This is a genomic window from Gemmatimonas sp. (assembly GCF_021298855.1).
Taxonomy (GTDB): Bacteria; Gemmatimonadota; Gemmatimonadetes; order Gemmatimonadales; family Gemmatimonadaceae; genus Gemmatimonas.
Genome location: NZ_JAJTHI010000006.1, coordinates 58,176 through 81,017 on the forward strand (window position 1 = coordinate 58,176; position 22,842 = coordinate 81,017).

The 22,842-nt window shown below is 71.0% G+C and carries 19 protein-coding genes; 10 read left to right on the forward strand and 9 right to left on the reverse strand.

The window, feature by feature from the left end:
• Positions 1–35 precede the first annotated feature (35 nt).
• Positions 36–1,895 (reverse strand): hypothetical protein, encoded by a 1,860-nt coding sequence (locus tag LW840_RS02375; protein ID WP_343213838.1) that lies wholly within the window; start codon positions 1,893–1,895, stop codon positions 36–38.
• Entirely contained in the window at positions 1,855–3,138 is a 1,284-nt protein-coding gene (locus LW840_RS02380; protein WP_291268443.1) for a hypothetical protein, read from the reverse strand. Before LW840_RS02380 ends, LW840_RS02375 begins: the two co-directional genes overlap by 41 nt.
• Before the next feature lie 242 nt (positions 3,139–3,380).
• On the opposite strand from LW840_RS02380, the gene LW840_RS02385 reads away from it, so the two are divergent.
• Positions 3,381–3,674 (forward strand): 4a-hydroxytetrahydrobiopterin dehydratase, encoded by a 294-nt coding sequence (locus LW840_RS02385; protein ID WP_291263318.1) that lies wholly within the window; start codon positions 3,381–3,383, stop codon positions 3,672–3,674.
• 9 nt (positions 3,675–3,683) lie between these two features.
• Here LW840_RS02385 and LW840_RS02390 read toward each other — a convergent pair whose 3' ends face one another.
• From LW840_RS02390 to LW840_RS02420, 7 genes are all read right to left on the reverse strand, one after another.
• Positions 3,684–4,550 (reverse strand): DUF4097 family beta strand repeat-containing protein, encoded by an 867-nt coding sequence (locus LW840_RS02390; protein WP_291276340.1) that lies wholly within the window; start codon positions 4,548–4,550, stop codon positions 3,684–3,686.
• A gap of 7 nt (positions 4,551–4,557) precedes the next feature.
• Positions 4,558–5,466 (reverse strand): DUF4097 family beta strand repeat-containing protein, encoded by a 909-nt coding sequence (locus LW840_RS02395; RefSeq protein WP_291276341.1) that lies wholly within the window; start codon positions 5,464–5,466, stop codon positions 4,558–4,560.
• Positions 5,466–6,311: a hypothetical protein gene (locus LW840_RS02400; RefSeq protein WP_291268446.1), complete on the reverse strand. Its 846-nt coding sequence runs from the start codon at positions 6,309–6,311 to the stop codon at positions 5,466–5,468. Before LW840_RS02400 ends, LW840_RS02395 begins: the two co-directional genes overlap by 1 nt.
• 10 nt (positions 6,312–6,321) lie before the next feature.
• Entirely contained in the window at positions 6,322–6,885 is a 564-nt protein-coding gene (locus LW840_RS02405) for a sigma-70 family RNA polymerase sigma factor (RefSeq protein WP_291268447.1), read from the reverse strand.
• 77 nt (positions 6,886–6,962) lie between these two features.
• Complete coding sequence (locus tag LW840_RS02410) at positions 6,963–7,610, reverse strand: HAD-IA family hydrolase (protein ID WP_291276342.1); 648 nt, start codon at positions 7,608–7,610, stop codon at positions 6,963–6,965.
• Between the two features lie 8 nt (positions 7,611–7,618).
• Positions 7,619–10,237: a DEAD/DEAH box helicase gene (locus LW840_RS02415; RefSeq protein ID WP_291273682.1), complete on the reverse strand. Its 2,619-nt coding sequence runs from the start codon at positions 10,235–10,237 to the stop codon at positions 7,619–7,621.
• Entirely contained in the window at positions 10,230–13,682 is a 3,453-nt protein-coding gene (locus LW840_RS02420; RefSeq protein ID WP_291276343.1) for a DNA methyltransferase, read from the reverse strand. Before LW840_RS02420 ends, LW840_RS02415 begins: the two co-directional genes overlap by 8 nt.
• A gap of 96 nt (positions 13,683–13,778) precedes the next feature.
• Here LW840_RS02420 and chrA point away from each other — a divergent pair, with 96 nt between their 5' ends.
• From chrA to LW840_RS02465, 9 genes are all read left to right on the forward strand, one after another.
• Complete coding sequence (gene chrA / locus LW840_RS02425) at positions 13,779–14,990, forward strand: chromate efflux transporter (RefSeq protein WP_291268450.1); 1,212 nt, start codon at positions 13,779–13,781, stop codon at positions 14,988–14,990.
• Positions 14,991–15,009: 19 nt separating this feature from the next.
• Complete coding sequence (locus LW840_RS02430) at positions 15,010–15,861, forward strand: D-amino-acid transaminase (protein WP_291263309.1); 852 nt, start codon at positions 15,010–15,012, stop codon at positions 15,859–15,861.
• A gap of 31 nt (positions 15,862–15,892) precedes the next feature.
• Positions 15,893–16,288: a rhodanese-like domain-containing protein gene (locus LW840_RS02435; protein ID WP_291276344.1), complete on the forward strand. Its 396-nt coding sequence runs from the start codon at positions 15,893–15,895 to the stop codon at positions 16,286–16,288.
• A 17-nt stretch (positions 16,289–16,305) separates the two neighbouring features.
• Positions 16,306–16,953, forward strand: coding sequence for a CoA pyrophosphatase (locus LW840_RS02440; RefSeq protein ID WP_291263307.1), 648 nt, complete (start codon positions 16,306–16,308; stop codon positions 16,951–16,953).
• The gene (locus tag LW840_RS02445) at positions 16,950–18,737 is read left to right on the forward strand and encodes a gamma-glutamyltransferase (RefSeq protein WP_291276345.1); all 1,788 of its coding nucleotides are present in this window, start codon (positions 16,950–16,952) and stop codon (positions 18,735–18,737) included. Before LW840_RS02440 ends, LW840_RS02445 begins: the two co-directional genes overlap by 4 nt.
• A gap of 551 nt (positions 18,738–19,288) precedes the next feature.
• A complete protein-coding gene (locus tag LW840_RS02450; RefSeq protein WP_291276346.1) occupies positions 19,289–20,668 on the forward strand; it encodes an Nramp family divalent metal transporter in 1,380 nt (459 codons plus the stop codon).
• Complete coding sequence (locus LW840_RS02455) at positions 20,668–21,108, forward strand: universal stress protein (protein WP_291266142.1); 441 nt, start codon at positions 20,668–20,670, stop codon at positions 21,106–21,108. The genes LW840_RS02450 and LW840_RS02455 overlap by 1 nt, the downstream gene beginning before the upstream one ends.
• A gap of 11 nt (positions 21,109–21,119) precedes the next feature.
• On the forward strand, positions 21,120–21,920 hold the full coding sequence (locus LW840_RS02460) for a metal-dependent transcriptional regulator (protein ID WP_291276347.1): 801 nt from the start codon (positions 21,120–21,122) through the stop codon (positions 21,918–21,920).
• 31 nt (positions 21,921–21,951) lie between these two features.
• On the forward strand, positions 21,952–22,842 hold the full coding sequence (locus LW840_RS02465) for an ABC transporter permease (RefSeq protein ID WP_291276348.1): 891 nt from the start codon (positions 21,952–21,954) through the stop codon (positions 22,840–22,842).

Genomic DNA, 22,842 nt, shown 5'->3' on the forward strand with positions numbered 1-22,842 from the left:
CGTTGGAGGGCTTTCGCAATGATGGGAGCCGTGGGTCAGTCGTACCACCCCTGCAGGTACCAGCCGGTCTCGGTGTGGTACACCAGCAAATCACCGTCGGTGGGGGCGGTGCAGCGCCAGTAGTCGCGGGCGTAGCCATCGCCGCGCCACCAGTCGCCGCTGAGCCGTTCCGGGCCGTGGGCGGCGGCGAGGTCGATGCGGCGGCCGCGCCACCAGACGGCGCCGGGTATGCCGTGCGGGGCTTCGATGTCGACGGGGTCGGGGGCGGGGAGGAGGCGGAGGACGGCGGCGGGCGCCGGGGCGTTGGCCTGGGCCGCCGCGGGGGCAGCGGGCAGGGGCGCGGCGGCGAGGGTGAGGGCGTCGGCGGGCGCCCAGCGACCGGCTTCCTCGGGGCGGTGCGTGTCTCGGGCCTCGGGGTGCACCACGACGTCGCCGCGGTTGTCGGGGTCGAGCACGGCGCGCAGGCGGGCGAACACCGCGTCGGCATTCATGGCCGCATCGCGCCACGAGGGAATGAGCAGGTCGCCCTGGTCGGCGGCCAGCGGCGCCGTGGCGGGGATGCTCAGGGTCACCCCGATGACCGGCGCGGGGATGGGCCAGCGCTCGAGCAGGGCACGGCACTGATCGAAGAGCGGCTCGAGCCGCGCGAGGGGGCGCGCGGGGCGCACTTCCCGGGTGATGGTGCGCTGGGGGATGCCGAGCACTGACGCGGCCGTGCGCGCGGCTGACGCCGCAGGAAGAGGGGGCAGGTGGCGGGGAGCCGGGAGCAGGGGGCAGGGGGGATCGGCATCGGCCTGCGTCGTGCCACCTGCTCCCCGCTTCCGGTCTCCTGCTCGCTGCTTCCTGGTGTGGTCGGAGTCATCACTCGTCTCCGGCACGTGCACATGCCCGCGCAGTTCACTGCCGATCTCCTCGATGGGGTACTGCCGCCCGGCATCGAGGACGAGCGTGATGGCCACGGCGGCCACGGCGCGACCGTCGTGCACGCACTCCTGCAGGAGCCGTTGCAGCTGGGCGCGCAGTACGAAGAGAATGGGCTCGGCGCTTTCCACGGCCCCGGGCAACTCCACGCTCGCGCTGCGCGCGGCGTCGACACGCACGAGCCCCGGACGCCGCGGGTCGTCGCCACGCGCCAGCCGCCAGGCCGTGAGCCCCTCGGCCCCCCAGCGCTGCTCGACCTCCCCGGCGTCGAGGGCGGCGAGCGCCCCCACGGTGGTGAGGCCGAGCATGCGCAGGGCGTCGCGCACCTCGTCGCTCATGGGTACGAGCCCGAGCGGGGCGGGGGCGAGATAGCGGGCGCAGCCGCCGCGGGGAATCCGCGTGATTTCCGCAGGGAGGGGGCAGGAGGCAGGAGGCAGGGGGCCGGGAGCAGGGGGGAACGACGCAGAGGACAACGAGGTCTGCTCCCTGCTGCCTGCCTCCTGCCCCCTGCTCCCTGTTCCGGAGGGTCGTTCGGCACCGGAGTGCCGGCGCACCGGCGCCCACGTGGCCGCGCGCGCCGCCACACAGCTGTCGGCAATGGCCACACGCGCGTCGGGGTGCCACTGGCGCGCGATGGCGAGCAGGGTGCGCGCGAGTTGCTCCTCGCCGCCCAGCGCCTCGAAGCCGGTGGCCCCCACCCACCATAACCCCGGGGCGCTGCTGGCCGGGGTGACCTGAGGGCTGGCCGCCAGCAGCGCCGTGGTCGCGGTGAGCATGGCGTCGGCCACAGCGTGATCGTCCCACGGCCGCACCTCGAGCGCCGCACAGCGCGCTCTGGCGTCGGCAATGGTCATCCCCGCCCGCACACCGGCCCGTCCTGCTGCCAGCGAGACCACACGCAGGCGGGTGCCGTGGCTGAGCGCCCGTGGCAGTTCATCCCAATGCGGAAGGGGAGGCGGGGGCGGAGGTGGGATCGGGGCGCTCTTTCCGCGGGGCCGACTGCCCGCCGCCGCTGCCGAGGAGCGCCCCGGTGCGTTCCCGCGCCAACTCGCGGCGTCCCCGTCGGCCGAAGCCCGACTCGGCGGCGCGCCGTCGCCCGCGGGATGTGGCCCAGTCGCGGGTGCGCCGGTCGAGCTCCCGGTCGAGCTCCCGGTTGAGCCCGAGCCGGTCGTTGCCCTCGGCGTGGTCGTTCCCGAGGCGGTCACCGGGTTCATCGAGTCCAGCGGCAAGTCGAGCTGGATGTCCCGGAAGGTCAGTTCCGTACAGGTCGTGGCTGCCAACGCCGAGTCCGCCCCAGGTGACGGGGTGTTCGCTGCGCCGGGCGTCGTCGCCACCGTCGTCACTGTTGCCGCGGGCGGCCCAGGGATGACGCGCGCTGCGCGCCACCCCGCGCCGATCGGGAATCTCGGGATGCGTACACAGGCGACGCGCCAGGATGACGACACGGGGGACCTCGATGGAGGGAGAGCGGGTTCCGAGGCTGGCTCCTTTCTCGATCGTGAGCAGGGAGCAGGAGGCGGGGGGCAGGGAGCCGGGGGGCGGTGTCAGGGCGCGGGAAGCCGAGGGACGCCCTGCCGGAGCGCGCATGGATGGCGGAGGGCTCAGTGCCACCCGCACGCGCACCGTGCCGGCGAGCCGCTGGACCCGTGCTTCCCCGGGAGTGGCATGCTCCAGCACCACACAGGCGGCATCGCGTTCACGGGCGAGCTGTGCAAGGCGCACGCCGTGCACCCGGGAGAGGGGCGGCGCCCCGTCGAGCACGACCAGCCCGAAGACCCCGCTGCGCAGCAGCAGATCGGTGGTCCAGGCCGCCCGTTTGGCCTCGGGGAGGCGGATGACGACGAACCGCTCCCCCAGGTCGGCCCACGGGGCCGGGGCCAAGGTGCGGCCGGCATCGATCCAGGCCACCCAGGCCCCGCTCCCCAGCACCTGCGCCACCACCTGCCGCAGCAGCGCCGTCTTGCCCACCGCCAGCGGGCCGGTGAGCTCCGTGATACGCCCCCGGGGAATCCCGCCCCCCAACGCCCGGTCGAGTGCCGGCACCCCCGTGGACCAGGGCGCACCGGCCCGACGGCTACCCGCCACCACCCGGTGCACGTCGGCCTGCAGCGCCGGGGAAATGGTGGCCGGGAGCGCCTGCCCAGCCGATTCGGCCCCGACAGGTGGGGACTCCGCGTGAGGACGCAGCGCAGCGGACGACGGGGAGGTGCGTGACATGGCTGATACCGAACAAATGCCGAAAGTTCCGGGGCAGAAAAACCGCCGACTGAAGCGGCGGACCCGTTGTCAACAAAGTGTGCGCTGTCTGACAATTGCCGTGTTCATCCCTTCTTCCTCAGGGAGAACCATTCTTCCGGCGACGTCCCCGCGCAGCTCCGGCAGCAGGGCACCCGATATATTGGACCCTACCGAATATACTCCGAAGTCGCAAGTGGCGGGCGGGGGGTTACTCTACCAGCATGAGTTCCCTCCCCGTGCTTTCCGACATCGAGATCCAGCGCAGCCTGGGTGCCCTGCCCGGGTGGACCCGCAAGGGTGAGACGATCACGAAGAGCTACCACTTCGCGACCTTCCCCGCGGGTATCGCCTTCATTGCGAAGGTGGCCGACGTGGCCGAAGCGCAGCAGCATCACCCCGACGTGGACATTCGCTACACCAAGGTGACCTTCGCGCTGTCCACGCACGACAGCGGCGGCATCACCGCCAAGGACTTCACGCTCGCCGAAGCGATCGAGCGGCTCGCCGCCGAGTAGGACGGGCGCTCAGCTGCCCTTGCGCAGCGTGACCGATCCGTTGACGGTGCTCGCCCGCACGCGTGTCCGTCCGTCACCCACCGTGCCGCGCAGGCGGCGTGACGACAGCGTCCCCGACACCGTGATGGGGAAATCGGTGGACACGCGGCCGTTCACGGTGCTCAGCTCCAACTCGGCGCCGAAGCTGGCCGGCATCTCGAGGGTGATCGAGCCGTTCACCGTCTCGTACTGCAGCTCCTCGGCCCGCGCCAGTGATCCCATCGACACGCTGATGCTGCCGTTCACCGTCTTCGCGTAGACGGGCCCGCCCGCACTGCGCGCGCTGATGCTGCCGTTCACCGTCGTCGCCCGCACGGCGGTGGTCACGTCCCGCACCTCGATGCCGCCGTTCACCGTGGCGAGGTCCACGCGCGTCCCCTCCGGCACCTTCACCACGAAGCGCACCGAGACGTCGTTGCGATCGTTCCAGCGCATGCGCCGCTCCGACTTGATGCCGCTTTCGTCGCAGGTGGCGCCCTCGTTGTAGAGCGCGCAGATGACGATGTTGTCGCCCGACTTCTTCTGCTCGATGCGCACCATCTCCGGGTCGCCACGACGCCAGCGCTTCTCGCCCATGACTTCCACGCGGCCGTTGCTGCTGCGCTCCACCTGCACCCCCCCGTTCACGTTCTTGATGAACAGGGTGCCACCGGTGGGCACGCTCCCGGACCAGGTGAAGGCGGTTTCGCGATTGCCCTCCTGCGCGGCGAGTGCGGACGGCACGAGTGCGGACGGCGCGAGTGCGGATACCGAGAGCAGCGTGTACAGGACGCGGTGGGTGAGCGGACGCGAGACGACGAGTGCGGGCATGGAACGCTCCGGCAGTGAAAGGGTCATGACCTGATCAGAAGCGGAGCGCGCGCAGGAGGCGCACGCTACCGCTGAAGGTGGAGATGTCGATCTGGAGTCCGCGCGCGTCGCCCTTGGCGTCGCCCCCGAACTCGTACTGCTGTGCCCCGCGCCCCCGGTGTCCGCCGGTGACCGTGCCCGGGAGCATGGTGAGGGGGCCACCGGCGGAGAGTTCGCCGTTCACGGTGGAGTGCGAGAGCCGTCCGCGCGCCGCCTCGGGGAGCTGCAGCACCACGTCGCCCGAGTGCGTGTTCACCCGCACGCGTGCCGCCGCCCCGAGGCCCCCCTCCAGGCGCACGTCCCCCGACATCGACTCGGCGTCGAGTCGTGCAATGCCCGATCCACTCACCGTGACGTTGCCACTGGTGGTGTGCAGGGCGATATCGCCACGCGCGTCACGCAGGCGCAGCTCGCCGCTCACCGTGCCCACACGCAAGTGCGTCCCCCCGCTGATGGCCACGTTGCCCGAGATCGTTTCCACGATCACCCGCCCACCCACGTCCTCGAGCCGGACATCCCCGCTGGTGCTCTGCACCTCGACGCCGCCGCGAATGTCACGCACCGCCACGTCGGCCGAACGCGTGGAGACCACGATTCGCACCCCGCGGGGCAAGTCGATCTCGAGCGCGCCACGACTCGCCGACTCGCCCTGCGCCGTGAGCGTGAGCGAAACCCCGCTGCTGCGCAGCTGGTAGTCGCCGGTGGACCCGCGCACACTCCCGATGCTGCCGTCAATGCCGCGCACGGTCAGGCGACCGCTGCGCACGGTGACATCCACCACCGCGTCCGGCACCAAGCGCACGGAGGTGTCGCGCGACTGGGCCGCGAGGGCCGGCGTCGTGAGCGCCACCGCCAGCAGTGCCCGCAGCGCCGGCCGCCACGGAGTCCCGTGAGCGGCACGCATCAGAGCAACGCCACCCGGCGGAGCAGCTCGAGCTTGGCCTGCAGCGCCCGGTCGAGCTGCGACGACACCACCCCGCTGCGCGGATCGCGCGCGAGCGCCTGGCGGCTGTCGCTGATGGCCCGGTCGATGATGTCGAGATTGCGCCGCAACTCCGTCACGGTGCCGGGGTCGAGTTCGGTGAAGCGTTCATCCACGATGCGCCGCAGGGCGACGATCTCGCGTTCGAAGGTCACGTTGGGGTCGGCCGCATCGCGCTCGTCATCGGCAGCCGATGGGTCGGCATCGGCGGGCGCGGTGCGCATGATGGGCGCGCGCGCCGAGTTCACCCCGCTCACGCTGCTCATGGCGCCCACGGCAAAGGTTGTCGTCGCCTGGGGCAACTCCCCCGGGTCGCCGAGCGAGTCCGCCACCGGCGCCGGCGTCGCGACCATGCGCACCGGTTCGCTCGACCCTCGGCCGCGTGCGAGCTGCCACGTGACACCGGAACTCACCGCCACGAGCAGCGTGGCGGCCACCGCGGGCCACCGCCCGGAGTGCCAGGGCGCCGGCGCCGGGGCCAGTGGCATGACGGGTGCCTCGAGACGCGCCTCGATCTCCGCCCACAGGTCGCGCGGCGGCGAAAGGAGGGGCAGCGCCGCCGCACTGGCCACCACCTGCTCGATCTCGCGCACCATGGCGTCACACGCCGTACAGCCGGCGCGATGCGACGCCATCCACCGCTGCTCGGCGGGCTCCAGGTCGTGCTCGAGCCACGCGCCCAGCTGCGCCTCGAAGCGGTGACAGTCACGACGCTCGTTCCCGGCAGCTACCGGGGATGCGTGTGGCGGACGGATGTCGGTGGACATGGATGCGATCCTATCGGGTGAGCGCCGCACGCAGGAGCATGCGGGCCCGGTGCAACTGCGCCTTGCTGCCGCCCGGCGAAATGCCGAGCTGCTCGCCAATCTCTTCGTGCGTGAAGCCCTGCACATCGTGCAACACGAACACCGTGCGGGCCCCCCGGGGGAGCGCGGCAATCGCGCCCTCGAGGTCGAGGCGGTCGCCCACCGCCTCCGGACGCGATGGCGCCTGCTCGAGCGCGTCGTCCTCGGCGATGCGCCCGTCACGAATACCGGCCGACTTGCGGCGCGTGAGCACCACACTCACCGCCACCCGGTGCAGCCACGTCCCGAACGCCGCGTCCCCGCGAAAGCCCGGCAGTTTCTCCCACACCCGCACGAACACGTCCTGCGTCGCCTCCTCGGCGGCCACCCGATCTCCCAGCATCCGCACGCAGAGGGCAAACACGCGATCGGCATGCTCCCGGTACACCCGCTCGAAGGCCCGACGGTCACCGCGGGCAGCGGCGGCCACGTCGTCGCCACCGGGCGCCATCGCCGGGGGATTCAACGGTCGGGTTGGCAGCGAGAGTTCGCTCACGCACGGGGCAGACAGGGGTACTCCAGAAGCTCGACACCCGATTGGACGGCCTGTCGGGCGGAAGGGTTTGAAAGACCCTACTGGAAATCCCGCAGAAGGTTGCGCAGCTCGCCAAAGCCGCTCAGCCAGTAGTCCGGCGCCGCCACGGCGAGTTCGTCCCGGGTGAAGGGGCCCCACAGGGCCGCGGCGGTTTTCACCCCTGCCGCGCGTCCGGCGTGCATGTCGTGTGGCGAATCGCCCACGAAGAGGGCGGCGTTGGCGTTGGCGCCCAACCGCTCGAGCGCCAGCCACACCGGGTCGGGGAGGGGCTTGTGCCGGGTGGTCTCCTCGAAGGTGACGACGGCATCGAAGCTGTCCCCCAGCCCCACGTGGTCGAGCGACCGGCGGGTCATCCCCTTCCCCTTGCTGGTGACGATGGCGGTGGGATAGCCGGCCTCCCGCGCCCAGCGCAGGGTGGCGAGCACGTCGGGAAAGGGGGTGGTGAGCCGCTCGAGGTGGAGGTCCTGGTAATCGCGATAGCGCCCGACCATGGCCTCCACGTCGGCGGCATCGGTGCACCACGTGCTCAACTGGGTGCGCAATGGGGTGCCGATTCCCGCCACCCATTCGGCGGTGGTGGGCGCCCGGTCGCGCCCGGCAAAGGCGTACTGCATGCACTCCAGCAGCAGGCCAATGGAATCGATGAGGGTGCCGTCGAGATCGAAGAGCAGGGCAGGTCGGGGCATCCCCAACTCTAACCGCTGAGGCTCCGCTCATCCGCATCAGGGGTTGGGGAGCGAGCACGCCGCTGCGGAGAGTTGGAGGGCAGAGGCGCACGCACCGGCTCCTGCACCGACTCCTGCACCGGCTCCTGCACCGGCTCCTGCACCGGCTCCTGCACCGGCTCCTGCACCGGCTCACGCACCGGCGCCGCCCCCTCCACGACCGGTCGCGGCAACAGGACCAGGCAGGCGTCCACGTGTGCCCCTTGGTCCTCAACAGTCCACCTTCGGTTGCGGTCATGCCCGAAGCTCCGCACGAGTTCCGGAAACGCGCGCCACGCGCCCACGGCCTCTTCGTGAGTGGCTGCGCCGGCGCGCCAGCGCCGCAATGCCTGTTCGCATCCGGCGCCGGTGGCGGCGGCAATGCACGTTCGCGCCGCGGCGACTTCTGCCGCCCAGCGCCGGCGCTCGACGGCGCTCCAGCCTTGCAGCAGGGAACGCAGCCAGTTCAGGGTCTGCTGCTGCTCTGTACTGGGTCTCCCGACGCTCTCGTGCTCATGGTTGGCGGGCCGCTGACTGGTAGCGTCCGTTGCCAGCCCGCTCAGCCGACGCTGTCGCTCGTGCGCCAGCCAGCGTTGCACGGCGCGGGCAATGCGCCGGCGTACCGCGGGCCACGGCATTTCCGGTTCGGTGCACGTCCCCTGCGGTGCATGCGCGCCGGCCGGCAGTGGAGAGGGTGCTCGCCGGCAGCGTGGTGGCCAGCGCCCTTCTGCGAGGGCGAGCAGGGCATCGGGGCGTGCCGACACCCAGAGGCGCTGCGCGTGCAGCACGACAGCGAGCGCCTGCGGCCCGTGGGGTGTGCGCAGCAATACGAGTGCGCCGTGCAGTGCGCGCGGGGCGCCGCGCCAGCTCGCCCATCTCACCGGGTGTGCGTGTGGTACGCCGTGGTCTCCATGGGCGGGTGCGGGAGTCCATGTGGCGAGCAGTTCGAGCCAGCGGGTGTTGCGGTCGGGTGCCGAGCGGCGGGAGGTGCTGCCGACAAGCCGTGCGGCGAGTGCGGCCTTGTGTGCCACGCGCTGCTCGATGCGCAGGTGCTGTCGGATGTGCGGTGCGCAACGCAGGCGATACTCGTGGACAACGGCATGCGGGGACCCCAGCCGCAGCACGCGTCCGCTGCGTTGGGTGCGCCGCGCGTGGGTCCAGGGCAGATCGAGGTGCAGCACGACGCCGGCATCCTGCAGGTTCACGCCTTCGGCGATGAGGTCGGTGGCGAGCAGCAAGGTGACGCGTTGGTGGGCCGGGGGCGGCGGGCGGCCGTGGGCGCGCGGGGCGAAGGCCTCCAGGAGCGCCGTGCGTGTGATCGGTCCGCTGGCGATGCGTGCCTGCCGGCTGGTGAGGAGTCCCACGCCGGCAATGTCGGCGAGGGCGCGAAACAGGGCCTCCACGGTGCGGGTGTGCTGGGAGAAGGCCACGATGGGTACCTCGCCGTGGCATTGACGGATGCGCCGGATGTACGCGGCCCGCAGCCGGTCGGCGCGGGCGGTTGCGCGATGATGATCGCGCAAGGCGCGCAGCGCGGCGGCGTGACGCTCGAGCACCTCGATCATGGGCTGCGGTGGGTGCGGCGTGTCGAGTGCGTGTTCCACGAGCAGTTCGGGGAAGCCGAGCTGCATGTCGGTGGCCTCATCGCCCACGAGCCAGCTGGCGAGTTCGTGGGCGGTGGGATGCCGTCCTGAGTCGAGCGCCGAGCGGAGCGCGGCGGCGCGTTGCAATCGCCGGGTGATGGCATGGGTGAGCGCGGCGTCGCTGGAGCACCAGGCGCGGAGCAGTCCCAGCCTGATGAGTGCGCCGGTGGCGGCACCGTGGCGTGCGGGGAGTGGGGCGGGGAGTGCCAGCAGGCGATCGAGGGTGCCGGGGTGTTGGGCGATGGTGTGTGGGCGATGGACGCGCTGTGCCGGCGGCGCGGCGCGTGGTCCCCTTGCGGGGCTCTTGCCGGCCAGCCCGCCACCAGTCGTCCCGGCGTGCCCGGGTATCTCCTGAAGGCGATCGCGTCGCACGATGAGGGTGGCGAGGAGGTGGCGGGGAAGTGGGTTGGCGTGATGCCCGCGGAAGAGGGCGAAGAGCGCTTCGAGGTCGCGTGGGCGATTGTGGAGTGGTGTGGCGCTGAGCAGCAGCACCTCGCAGCCTGCGACGGCCTGTGCGACGTGCCGGTAGCGGGCGGTCTGCTCATTGCGCAGGGCGTGGGCTTCGTCGATGATGACGAGCACGCGCTGGTGCTGTGCCGACGAGCCCGTGGCCAGATCGGCGAAGGCGGGCAGTGGTTTCACCGAGGCCTGGTGCAGGGAATGCACGGTGATGGCGGCCTGCTGGCTGCGCAGCAGTGCGGCCTGCCACATGGTCACGAGCGTGGCGGGGGCGATGATGGTGCTGTGCGCATACTGCCGTGCCACGGCGAGCGCCGTAAAGGTCTTGCCGAGTCCGACGGCATCGGCGAGCAGGGCACCGCGGTGGCGTTCGAGCATGGCGAGCAGCCGTGCGGCCGCCTGGCGCTGGTGGGGCAGCAGTCGTACGTCGCCGAGGGCTTCGGGGGGGAGCGGTGGCAGCAGGGTGGTGGCGAAGCGGTGGCGGACAGCGCGCAGGCGGTCAGTCATGGTGGTGCCACTCCAGCAGTGGTGCCAGCAGGGTGGGGGCCAGCTGGTAGGCTTGCAGCACGGCGGCGTCGAGTGTGGCGCTGCTGATGGGCGCACGGTGTACCCGCTGCTGCTGCCGCAGCAGTTGTTCCCCCAGGGGGTGGAGCAGGTGTACGGCGCGGTTCCAGTCGGCGGGCACGGGGAGTGCGGCAACGGTCCAGCCGAGGAATCGTCGGAATCCGCCGCGCGCGGGTTCGGCGAGTGCGCCGAGCCAGGCGTTGGCGATGGAGGAGGAGAGGAGGGCATGCAGTGCGTGGCTGTCGGCGAGCGTGGGGAGTCGCATGACGTAGCAGCTGTTGAGCGGGACGGTGGGATCGCCGGCGGGGAGTACGGTGCAGCGCATGGTGCGGGCGATGTCGGCCCAGACGAGTCGTGGGCGATCGGTGCGGGCGGCTTCGGTGCGGAAGAGTGTCCACCACGGGTGGGTGCGTCGTGCATCGCGGCGCGCTTGCAGGGTGGGGCGCCATTGGGCGAGCCAGCGGGTGGCGGCGGGGGGCAGCGTTTTCAGTGGCCGTCCATCGTGGCCGTGTGTCCAGAGGACGCGCAGGTCCTGTGGGGAGGGTGTGTCGGTACGCGCAGCATGGGGTGCACCGGCGAGGCCGATGGTGTCGCCGCGGAGTGCGGGGCGCAGGAGGACGCGCTCGATGACGGCCTGTCGCGTGGGGCCGGAGAGCGCCGTGACGGTTGCGCCGTCGTCGTGGTGTTCGGTGGCGTGCACGACGAAGGCGGCGTTGCAGCCGCACTTGACGCCGAGGAGTGGGCGGCCGAGCGGCGTGTTGGCGAGCGCGGGTCCGGCGGCGCGGAGCTGTTCGAAGGCCGTGTGGGCGGCGGGTGGGAGCAGCAGCCAGGGTGCGCCGAGGTCGCCTTGCAGCGAGAGCGATTCGGCGCGGCGGTCGAACCAGCGCGTGTGGTGCGTGGTGACGGCGCAGCGGACGAGGGGCGGCGAGCTGTGGTGAGCGGCGGTGGACGGCGCGGTGGTATCGGGAGCGGCCTCGTGGGAAGGTGATGCGTGGCGGTGGGCGGGGGCGCCGTCTGTTCGGCGCGCCACCACGAGTGACGGGTAGGTGGCCGCATCGAAGAGCGCGGGCGCGTGGCTCCAGTCGTGCACGAGGCAGAGCTGCGTTTCCTCGAGGAGGAGGCGTCGGACGCCCCCGCCGGAGAGTGTGCGCCAGAGCTTGGCCGGAACGAGCAGGGCGAGCACACCGTGCGGGGCGAGCAGGTGCACACTGCGTTCGACGAAGGCGGCGGCGAGATCGGCCTGGGCACCGAAGCCGGCGCCGGCTCCGGCGCGAGTGGCGCCGGCCTGCCAGGTGGCGGCGCGCATGACGCGAAACTCGTGGCGCAGCCACTGGCGTTCGCTGGCGGGCAGCGCATGCGGGCGGACCCACGGCGGGTTGCCGATGACCAGTGAAAAGCCGTGGTGGGCGGCCACATCGGCGAACATGGACGCGAAGCGGAAGGGGAGGGCGGCGCCGAGGTGCAGGCGGTGTGTTTCGGCGGCCAGTTCGCGTGCGCGTTGACGCAGCGTGTCGAGGCGCAGGCGTTCGGCGCGTTGCGGGCGTCGGCGGTCGCCAAAGAGGTCGCGTCCGCGCAGCACGGTGAGCAGGGTGCGCCGTTCCCGCTGCAGCGCCTCCCGGCGGCGTGAGAGTTCGCTGACGGCGCGCCGGCGTTCTTCGCGGTCGAGCGTGTCGGCGAGGCGATGCTTGCGGGCGCCGGCGGCCTGCGCGTAGCGCTCGCGCAGGCGGGAGAGCGTGCGGGCGCTGGGGGCCGCGAACTGGAAGCTTCCGCCGGTGAGCGAATCCCCCACGCGGATGTGGTGATCGAGGTTGGGGAGTGGTGGAATGCGGTCCGGGTGTGTGGCCGGGCACTCGATGATCACGGAGAGCCAGAGGCGCAATTCACAGAGCCAGACCGCCATGGGCTGGCGGTCGACGCCGAAGATGGAGCGGGCGAGCAGGTCACGTCGGCGGGTGTGGGCGTCGCGCGGGTCGCCGAGGCGCGCGAGGAGGGTGTCGAGCTGTTCGAGGAGATGGACGAGGAAGGCGCCGGAGCCGCAGGCGGGATCGATCACCCGCAGCGCCTCGATGCGGGCGCGCAGTGCGTCGCGCTGATCGGGGGAAACGGCTGTGCTGGCGGCTGCGGCGGTTTCGCCAAGGAGGACGAGCGCCTCGGGGACATCCCGGAAGAGCGTGGTGAGCGCCGCGTGGACGGTGTGGCCGACCAGTGCGGGGGGCGTGTAGAACGAGCCGGAGCGTCGTCGCTCGCTGCTGGCCATGAGTCCTTCAAAGGCGCGCCCGAGCATTTCGGGGTCGACGGCGGCTTCGGACCATTGCACGGACTCTTCGTGCGCGGTGAAGCGGTGCCGGTCGATGACGGCGACGACGAGATGGGTGACGGCATCGTCGGCAAAGCGCCAGCGGTGCCACCGTCGTTCGAGTGCGGTGGGGGAAAAGAGTCCGCCGTTGAGAAAGGGGACGGCACCGAAGGCGCGTGCGGCGGCCGCGCGTTGGCGGGCCGGGGTGTTGAGGGTGCCGAAGAAGAGGGGGCGGAGCAGGCGATCATGGAGGCGCCCACCGGCTTCCAGCTGTTTCACCGTTTCCGTGAGCAGGAAGTCGCGCCGCTGGTCGAGCCATCCCTTCGCTTCGAGGAACGCGAGGAACAGGCATCGTGATGCGCAGAGCAGGGCGAGTTCGCGCCGTTCCTCGCGCGACGGGGCGCGCGGGTGGGCCCGGGCGGTGGTGGCGGCGAGTGCGGTATCGCCTGTGGCGTCGACGGCACGGCCGCGCGTCTGCTGGGGCGTGTGCAGCGACTGCGCGAGGGTGTCGACCGCCTGCTCGAGGGCGCGGTAGAAGCGTCCGCCGAGTGCATCACGCTGGAGGATGTCGGCAAAGCGGGCGTGTCGCAGCAGGTCGTCGGTCTCACCGACGGCGGCGAGGGTGCGCAGCGTTTCCGCATCGGAGTCAAGCACGCGCGTACACTCGACGCGGAGTGCGGTCACGCGGGTGGTACCCTGGGCCGGGGTGGCGATGGCGAGGCAGAGGGTGGTGCCATCGGCTCGCCGGTCGACGGTGAGCAGGCACCAGAGGCGATCGGGGGCGGACCGGCAGAGCGAGGCAGCAACTCGTCGGGTGCGTTCGCGGGCGTCGTGGAGGGGGAGTGCGTCTGCCGGCGGCGCCGCGAGGTCGGCGAGCAGGAGGCGCAGACTTCCCGTGCCCGTCGCGAGTTCGGCGCGCCGAGTGAGGGTGTCGAGACCGAGGGCGCGCCGGATGGCGGCATCGGCGGGTGCTGCGGGGCCGAAGCCCAGCACCTCACCGATCGCGCGCAGCGGCATGCACGGGTTGAGGGCCCCATCGGGGCGCGCGTCGGCACGCGCGAGCAGTCGGGCAGCAGAGCGGAGAGTGAGCACGGCGGCACGATGTCACCGGCGCGCGCGTGGTGTGTCACCCGAATCGTGCGCGCGTGCGCATTCCAACGCAGGGGCCGACGCTCCATCTTTCGCGCCATGCCGATGACTCCGGTACGCGAAGTGGCATTCGTCTTTACCCGCCTTGGGTTCACGGCGTTCGGCGGTCCGGCGGCGCACATCGCCGCGATGGATGACGAACTCGTCACTCGGCGCGCGTGGCTGTCGCGCGACGACTTCGCCGATCTCATCGGCGCGGCCAATCTCATTCCGGGCCCCAATTCCACCGAACTGGCGATCCATCTGGGGTATCGTCGTGCCGGCTGGCCCGGACTGGTGGTGGCCGGGTGCTGCTTCATCGCCCCGGCGGTGCTGCTGGTGTGGGGCATTGCGTGGGCGTACGTCGCCCTGGGTGCGCGCGTGGAGGTGCAGGCGCTGTTGCAGGGAATGCAGCCGGCGGTGCTGGCCGTGGTCGTGCAGGCCATCTGGCGGCTCAAGGGCAGCCTCGCGCGCACGCGGCTTGGCGTGGTGCTGGCCGTGTTGGCATTCCTGGGGTTGCTGCTGGGCGTGTCGGAGCTGGTGCTGCTGCTGGGGGCGTTGGTCGCGGCGCTGCTGTATTCGGCCGTCTCACGGCGTGACGCCACCGCGTCGGGCGCCGGGTTCGCCATCCTGCCGTGGCTGGGGTCGGGGAGTGTGACGCTTCCCCGGCCGGCGGTTCCGATCGGAGGGGCGGCCGCCGTGGGCAGTGCCGTGGGAGCTGCCGCATCGCTCTCCACGGGGGCGGTGTTCCTGAGCTTCGCGAAGATCGGCAGCGTGCTTTTCGGCAGCGGTTACGTGCTGCTCACCTTTCTGCGCGGTGAGTTCGTGACGCGACTGGGCGTCCTGTCTGAGGCGCAACTGCTGGACGCGATTGCCGTGGGGCAGGTGACGCCGGGGCCGGTCTTCTCGGCCGCGACCTTCGTGGGCTACCTGCTGGGCGGCCACGCCGGTGCCGCCGCGGCCACGGCCGGGATCTTTCTGCCGGCGTTCGTGGGTGTTGCCGTGACGGCGCCGCTGGTGGCGCGCCTGCGCCGGTCGCCGGTGCTGAGCCGCACCCTCGACGCGGTGAACGCCGTCACGCTGGCGTTCATGACGGGCGTGGTCCTGCTCATGGTACGCGGCGTCGTTCTTTCCCCGTGGTCGCTCGCTATCTTGGTGACGGCCACCCTGCTGCTGGTCCGCACCCGCCTTGGTGCCGGATGGGTGCTGTTCGGCGGTGCCCTGGCTGGACTTTCGCGTCTGCTGATCACCGGCGTCCCCGGTACTCCCTGACCTCACTCCCCTCCGCCCCGTGTCCCTGCGCACCTGCTGGATCAACGGCTCGTACGTCTCCGAAGCCGACGCCACAGTCTCCATCTTCGACCGCAGCGTGCTGTTCGGCGACGGCGTGTACGAGGTGGCGGCCGTGTTCAACGGGCGGCTGCTCGATGCCGACCGCCACCTCGTGCGCCTCGAGCGCTCCATGCGCGAGATCGCGCTGCCGAGCGCGTATCCCGTGGCCGAGCTGGAAGCGGTCATGCAGGAGCTGGCCACGCGGGGCGGCATCACCGAAGGGTTGGTGTACCTGCAGGTCACGCGCGGTGCGGCCGAACGCGACTTTGCCTTCCCGGCGCAGGTCACGCCCACGGTGTTCGCCTTCGCGCGCCCGAAGCGGCTGAGCGACGATCCCAACGCCAGCGGCGTGCGTGTGCACGTGGTCCCCGACATTCGCTGGCAGCGGTGCGACATCAAGAGCACGGCGATGCTGGCGCAGGTGCTGGCCAAGCAGGCGGCGCGACAGGCGGGCGCCTTCGAGGCCATGATGCACGAAGACGGACTCGTGACCGAAGGCGGCTCGAGCAACCTGTGGATCGTGCGCGAGGGGGTGGCGTACACTCGGCCGCTGTCGCACGACATTCTGGCCGGCATCACGCGGCACGTGTGCCTCGAGGTGGCCGACGACGCGAAGGTGCCGGTGGTCCAGCGCGCCTTCACGGTGGATCAGGCGCGCGCGGCCGACGAGTGCTTCATCACCAGCGCCACCAGCTTCGTCCTGCCCATCACGTCCATCGATGGCCATATGGTGGGAACGGGGGCCATGGGGCCGGTGACCAGTCGCATGCGCGCGGCGTATCTGGCGCGGGCGGAACGGCTCACCCGGTGACCACCGTCCGGCACGGTTCCCGTTATCTTTCGTGTCTGCCCCACCGTTTCCCCGCTCCGGAGTGTTCGCCATGAAGACCGCGCAGCAGCTGATCGCCGAGGCCAAGGCCGCCATCACCGAAGTCACGGCGCGCGAGGTGCAGGATGCCCTTGCCCACGGTGAGGCGCTCACGCTCATCGACATTCGCGAGCAGAACGAGTGGGCGTTGGGGCATGCGGCACCGGCGCAATACATCGGGCGCGGCGTGCTGGAAAGCCAGATCGAGGCCAAGGTGCCGCGCGATGCGCGGGTGGTGCTGATGTGCGCGAGCGGCAACCGGTCGGCGCTGGCCGCGGTCACGCTGCAGCAGATGGGCTACGGCAACGTGGCCTCGCTCGCCGGCGGATTCCGCGACTGGGTGGCGTCGGGCGGCGAGGTCGCCGGCTGACCCCGCGATTGCCGGCGGTGAACGACGCCGACGCCGCGGCGCGCCTGCACGAGGCGCTGCAGCACCCCACGGTGTCTGCCCTGGCCACGCGCCTGGCAGCCCGCAGTCCCGCGCAGGCCACGGCGCTCGACGACACGCGGCTTGCCGCCGTCGCCGCGGTGCTGCGGGTCGTCGATGGCGCGCCCGAACTGCTGTTCATCAAGCGGGCCGACCACGACGGCGATCCCTGGAGCGGGCACATGGCGTTTCCCGGTGGCCGTTACGAGGCGGCCGATGCGTCGCTGCAGGTCACGGCGCAGCGTGAAACGCTGGAGGAGCTGGCGCTCGACCTGCGGGCGGGGGTGTGGCTGGGGCAGCTGGATGACCTCGCCCCGCGCAATGCGGTGCTGCCGCCGTTGCTCATCCGCCCGTTCGTGGCGCTCGTAGCGGCCGACGTGACATTCCTGCCCAACGAGGAAGTCGCCGCCACGTTCTGGGTTCCGCTCGCCGTCCTCGCGCACGAGGACAGCCGCGGCGAACACGTGATGACCATCAATGGCACGCGGGCGCGCTTCCCCGGCTTTCGCGTGGAGCAGCACATCGTGTGGGGCCTGACCGAACGCATCGTGCAGCAGCTGCTGTCGCTGCTCGATCCTGAGCATCTCACCTTCGAGGACAGCGCGTGACCATCGTCTCCGTGAAGCGGGCAACTGCCGCTGCCAGTGTGGTGCTCCTGCTCGCCGCCTGTACCCGCTCGGCGCCGGTGCCCCTGGCGGCACCCATGGCGGGCAAGCGCGTGGAGGGCGATCGCGGGATGGTGGCGGCGTCCCACCCCGACGCGGCCGCAGCCGGCGCAGCCCTGCTGGGGCAGGGTGGTAACGCCATCGATGCGTACGTGGCCACGGCGTTTGCTCTCTCCGTCACCGACGTGTCGCAGACCGGGCTTGGTGGCGGTGGGGCGATGACCTTCTACGACGCGTCGGCGCGCCGGGTGCAGCACCTGAGCTTCTATCCACGCACCGGCGCCAATCCCGAGTGGGCGCGCCCCGACAGCTCGCGCGGCCGGGCGATGGGACGCGCCGCGGCGACGCCGGGCATGGTGGCCGGGTTGCTGGAGGCGCACGGCAATTGGGGCCGCCTGCCGCTCGCGCAGGTCATGGCGCCGGCCATCCGCCTCGCCCGCGACGGCTTCATCGTGTCCCCGTTGCTGGCGCGCACGATCGAGCGCTCGCGCGACAAGATGATGGCCGATTCGCTGGCGATGCGGCGGTTCATGCCGGGAGGCCGCGCGCTGCGGCCGGGGGAGCGGCTGGTGCAGCCCGAGCTGGCGAACACGCTGGAGCGCATTCGTGATGGCGGGCGTACCGCGTTCTACGGGGGAGACATCGCCGAGCGGTTGAGTGCCAAGGTGCAGGCGCGCGGCGGGCTGATCAGCGTGACCGACATGGAGCGTTATGTCGTGCTGACCGTGCGTCCGCTGTGCACCGCGTGGCGGCAGTACACGGTGCTTGGTGCGCCGCCGCCAATGGGTGGTGCCTCGGTGCTGGCGATGCTGCAGATGGCCGATCGGAGTGGGGTGGCCAACGCGGGGGGCTTCACGTCGCACCCCGAGGCGGTGGTGAAGATGGCCGACATCATGCGCCTTGCGGGTGCCGATGCGAACCGGTGGCGTGGTGATCCGGTGGCGCTGCGCGTGCCGGCGCGCGGCGCGTCGAGCGCCTCGTTTGCGGCCGTGCGGGCGGGGCTTGTCGGCGGCGCCTTGCCGGACACCGTGCCGGCCGGCGACGCACCGGCGTTTGACGGCATCGCGGTGGCGCCGGCGTGTGCGGGTTTCGACCCGTACCCCGCACAGCCGGTGTCGGCGACGGCGCCGGGCGAGGCGGGCGATATGCCAGCGGGACGGGAGCCGTCGGGTGAGGCGTCGCGCGAGGGAGAGAGCTTCACCTCGCACCTGTCGGTGGTGGACGGGCAGGGCAACGCCGTGTCGGCCACGACGACCGTGGGGGTGCTCTTCGGGTCGGGAGTCTACACCGACGGCTTCTGGCTCAATTCGTCGGCCTCGAACTTCGACGCACGGACGCGCGGCACCGAGCGGTACGCCAACAGCACGATGTCTCCCACGCTCGTGCTGGAGGGGAACGCCGTGCGTCTGGTGATCGGTGCGGCCGGGTCGCAGTACATCCAGCCCGCGATCGCGCAGGTGACGTTGCGCACTCTGGCGTTTGGCGAAGATCCCTGGACGGCAATCGCGGCGCCGCGCATTCACGCGTCGGCCGCGAGCACCGAGGTGGAAGTGGAGCCGGGATTCTCGTCGGAGGTGTATGCGGCGCTGGTACGGCGCGGCTATCGCCCGGAGAGTCGGGTGGCCGACATCACCTTTGGTGGCGTGCACGCGGTGTACGTGAGTCCGCGCGGTCGTCGCATTGGCGTGGCCGACCCGCGACGCGACGGGGTGGCGGCGCGGCAGTAGCCCCAGAGGGCCTCCCGTTTCTCCGGTTCTCCCATGGTCAGTGCTCGACGCTGGTGCGGCGGAACTGATGCGGGGAGAATCGGGGAACCGGAGAAAGGGGGAATCTCTGCTCAGTGCCCCGTGGTCCTCCCGTTTCTCCGGTTCTCCCATGGTCAGTTCCCCCCCGCTGGTGCGGCGGAACTGATGCGGGGAGAATCGGGGAACTGGACAAAGGGGGAATCTCTGCTCAGGTGCCCTGTGGTTCTCCCGTTTCTCCGGTTCTCCCATGGTCAGTTCCCCCCCGCTGGTGCGGCAGAACTGATGCGGGGAGAAACGGGGAACTGGAGAAAAGGGGAATCTCTGCTCAGGTGCCCCGTGGTCCTCCCGTTTCTCCGGTTCTCCCATGGTCAGTTCTCCCCCGCTGGTGCGGCGGAACTGCTGCGGGGAGAAACGGGGAACCGGAGAAAGGGGGAATCTCTGCTCAGTGCCCCCGCTTCTGCCGTGGCCCTGAGGCGGGAAAGCCGAGTCAAGCGGGTGCTTGCCTTTGGTTTAGTCGGTCCTAAATTTGCGGGATGGCCATACCAAATCCCGTTCCGCCGGCAGACGCGACGACCGGCGCCCCCGAGGTTGAACCCGGCTGGCGTCGCGCCCGGTTGGCGCCCTCGCTCTCCGAGGTGCACCGCTCCGTCGAGGTGCACGGCGCCACCTGGTTCCGCAAGCTGCTGGCCTTTGCCGGCCCCGGCTATCTGGTGGCGGTGGGGTACATGGACCCGGGCAACTGGGCCACCGATCTCGCTGGTGGGTCACGCTTCGGCTACGCGCTGTTGTCGGTCATCCTGCTCTCGAACCTCATGGCGGTGCTGCTGCAGGGGCTCGCCTCCAAGCTGGGCATCGTCACCGGACGCGATCTCGCGCAGGCCTGTCGGGATCACTATTCGCGGCGCACCGGGCTCGCACTCTGGGTGCTCTGTGAACTCGCCATCGCGGCCTGTGACCTGGCCGAGGTCATCGGCACCGCCATTGCCCTCAACCTGCTATTCGGCATCTCGCTGCCCGTGGGCATTGCCATCACGGCGTTCGACGTGATGATCGTGCTGTACCTGCAGAACAAGGGCTTCCGCCTGCTCGAGGCGCTGGTGATCGCGCTCATCGCGGTGGTGGGCGGCTGCTTCGTCTTCGAGCTGTTCATCTCGAAGCCCGACATCGGCGAGGTGGCGCGCGGCTTCGTGCCCACGACGGACATCATCACCAACCCCGAGATGCTGTACATCGCCATCGGCATTCTGGGCGCCACGGTGATGCCGCACAATCTGTACCTGCATTCGAGCATCGTGCAGACGCGCAAGTACGCCGAGAATACCGAGGGCAAGCGGGAGGCGGTGCGTTTCGCCTTCCTCGACAGCACCATCGCGCTCACCTTCGCGCTGTTCATCAACGCGGCCATCCTCATCGTGGCCGCCGCCACCTTCCACACGAGCGGCAACACCGAGGTGGCGGAGATCCAGGACGCCTACAAGCTGCTCTCACCGCTGCTGGGCGTGGGCGGTGCCAGCGCCGTCTTCGCCCTGGCGCTGCTGGCGTCGGGGCAGAACTCCACGCTCACCGGCACGCTGGCCGGGCAGATCGTCATGGAGGGATTCCTCGACCTCCGGCTGCGGCCGTGGCTGCGCCGGCTCATCACGCGCGCCATTGCCATCGTGCCGGCGGCCATCGTGGCGATACTTTATGGCGAGAGCGGCACGGCCAAGCTGCTGGTGCTGAGCCAGGTCATCCTCTCCCTGCAACTCTCCTTCGCCGTGTTCCCGCTGGTGCAGTTCACCTCCGACAAGGTGAAAATGGGCGCGTTCGTCAACTCCACGCCACTCAAGATCGCGGCCTATACCGTGGCCACGGTCATCGCGTCGCTCAACGTGTGGCTGCTCGCGCAGACCGTGCGCGGGTGGATGCGCTGATGTACCGCCGCATCCTGGTGCCCCTCGAGCACTCGTCGTACGATCGCGTCATCATCGACCACGTGCGCCAGCTCGCCCGCCTTTGCGGGTCGGCCATCGTGCTCATCCACGTGGCCGACGGCTGGGCCGCGCGCAACCAGCAGTCGCTCAAGCTGCGCGAATCGGAGGAGATGCGCGTCGATCGCGACTACATCGAGGGGCTCTGCGCCTGGCTGCGTGGCGAAGGGTTCGAGACCGAGTCCATTCTCGCCGGTGGCGACCCGGCCTCGGAGATCGCGAGCGCCGCCGATCGCGAGCAGTGCGACCTGATTGCCATGGCGACCCACGGGCACAAGGGGCTGCAGGACCTGCTCTACGGGACCACCGCCAACGGGGTCCGCCACCGGACCATGGTGCCGGTCCTCATGGTGCGGGGTCCCGTTGGCGGTCGCCCCCGCTGATCTTTCGCACCATGACTGCCCGCCCCGCCGACTCGCCCCCGCCGCTCACCGAACCGGTCGAGGACTATCTCAAGGCGATCTACGAACTCGAGATGCGCCACGGTGCGGCGGCCACCTCCGACGTGGCCAGCGCGCTCGACGTGGCACCGGCGTCGGTGACCGGGATGATCCGGCGGCTGGCCAGCCAGGGCTTTCTCGATCATGTGCCCTACAAGGGTGTGCAGCTCACGGCGCTGGGCCGGCAGGCGGCGCTGCGCACCATCCGCCGCCACCGCATTCTCGAGACGTACCTCACGCGGGTGCTGGGGTACCCGTGGGACCGCGTGCACGACGAGGCCGAGCGGCTCGAACATGCCGCGTCCGACGACCTCATCGCCCGCATGGCGGCGGCGCTGGGCAACCCCACGGCGGACCCGCACGGCGCCCCCATTCCCACGGCCGACGGCCACGTGGACGAGCGTACACACCGCACGCTGGCCGACCTCGAAGTGGGTGAATGCGCCCGCATGGTGCGCGTGAGCGACAAGGATCCCTCGCTGCTGCGCTACCTGGCCGAAATCTCGTTGCAGCCGGGGGCCGAGATCACGCTCGTGGCTCGCGCGCCCTTCGACGGCCCCATCACGCTGCGCATCGGTACCGACGAGTCGCTGGTGGGACCCAATCTGGCCGCGCAGGTGTTGGTGGAGTCAATGACGTCCTCCATGCCAGCCTCCGCTTCCGCTCGCCGCCCCGCGGCGCCCTCGTCACAGGCTCCTGCCGCCACCGTCGCGTCGGCGGGCGCGCGCCCCCGCTCCCGCAAACCGTCGCGCTGACCCGCCCGCTGTCGTGGCCAAAGGCGGACACATGACGCGTCGCCTGCTGTGGACGTGCACCCTCGTGCTCGCGGGGGGGACCGCGCTCACCGCCACCGCAACGAGTGCCCGGGCGCAGGGAGACACCATCCTGTCCCCCAGCTACGGACGACGTGCGCCGTCGGTGCGCGGTATCGCCGTGGATGCGCGCATGGCCGAGGATTTCGGCCTGCGCCCGGGATCGGTGGTGCGGCTGTCGGGCAAGCCGGGGATACCGGGAGACAGCGTCGCCGTTGCCGCCGTGTTCGAGCGCAAGGCCGACCCCGCCGAAGTGGCACGGCGCGAGTATCGCATTCGCGCCCACCTCGATCATCTGCAGCAGCTGCTCGAACTCGACGATCGGGTCGACCGTTTCGCCGTGGGCGTTCCCGACTCGGTACCCATCGATTCCGCCGTCGCCCGCATCAACCACGTGGCGTTCGGCTTTCGCGCGCACCAATCGGCCGAGGTGGCGGTGCAGAGCTCGCGCACCTTTCGGGTGGTGGAGCGCTTTCATCGCGCCATTGGCCTCATCACCGTAGTGGCCAGCGCGGTCTTTCTGCTCTGCCTGCTGTTGCTGAGCGTTGAGGAACGGCGGCGCGATATTGCGGCGCTGCGGCTCATGGGGATCTCGCAGGCCACGGTCGTGCGGGCCATCGTGATCGAGGCGGCGCTGGTCTCGGTGATCGGGAGCGTCATCGGTGCCGGGATCGGGTGGGTCGCCAGCCTCATCGTGAACGCGCACTTCCAGCAGGTGTACCGCACCCCGCTCCTGTTCGCGCTGCTCACGCCGGAAATCTTCGCCTTCGCCACGCTCACCAGCCTCGTGCTCGGCATCACCGCGGGCGCGGTGGCCGCCTGGCGACTGGTGCGCACCCCGCCGCTCACGCTGCTCGGCCGATGA

What these genes read in the sequence shown, in the direction of transcription:
- LW840_RS02465 (WP_291276348.1), top strand. Translation starts at nt 21,952, where the DNA reads ATGACGCGTCGCCTGCTGTGGACGTGCACCCTCGTGCTCGCGGGGGGG.
- LW840_RS02415 (WP_291273682.1), bottom strand. Translation starts at nt 10,237, where the DNA reads ATGACTGACCGCCTGCGCGCTGTCCGCCACCGCTTCGCCACCACCCTG.
- chrA (WP_291268450.1), top strand. Translation starts at nt 13,779, where the DNA reads ATGCCGATGACTCCGGTACGCGAAGTGGCATTCGTCTTTACCCGCCTT.
- LW840_RS02460 (WP_291276347.1), top strand. Translation starts at nt 21,120, where the DNA reads ATGACTGCCCGCCCCGCCGACTCGCCCCCGCCGCTCACCGAACCGGTC.
- LW840_RS02385 (WP_291263318.1), top strand. Translation starts at nt 3,381, where the DNA reads ATGAGTTCCCTCCCCGTGCTTTCCGACATCGAGATCCAGCGCAGCCTG.
- LW840_RS02380 (WP_291268443.1), bottom strand. Translation starts at nt 3,138, where the DNA reads ATGTCACGCACCTCCCCGTCGTCCGCTGCGCTGCGTCCTCACGCGGAG.
- LW840_RS02395 (WP_291276341.1), bottom strand. Translation starts at nt 5,466, where the DNA reads ATGCGTGCCGCTCACGGGACTCCGTGGCGGCCGGCGCTGCGGGCACTG.
- LW840_RS02400 (WP_291268446.1), bottom strand. Translation starts at nt 6,311, where the DNA reads ATGTCCACCGACATCCGTCCGCCACACGCATCCCCGGTAGCTGCCGGG.
- LW840_RS02455 (WP_291266142.1), top strand. Translation starts at nt 20,668, where the DNA reads ATGTACCGCCGCATCCTGGTGCCCCTCGAGCACTCGTCGTACGATCGC.
- LW840_RS02410 (WP_291276342.1), bottom strand. Translation starts at nt 7,610, where the DNA reads ATGCCCCGACCTGCCCTGCTCTTCGATCTCGACGGCACCCTCATCGAT.
- LW840_RS02390 (WP_291276340.1), bottom strand. Translation starts at nt 4,550, where the DNA reads ATGACCCTTTCACTGCCGGAGCGTTCCATGCCCGCACTCGTCGTCTCG.
- LW840_RS02450 (WP_291276346.1), top strand. Translation starts at nt 19,289, where the DNA reads ATGGCCATACCAAATCCCGTTCCGCCGGCAGACGCGACGACCGGCGCC.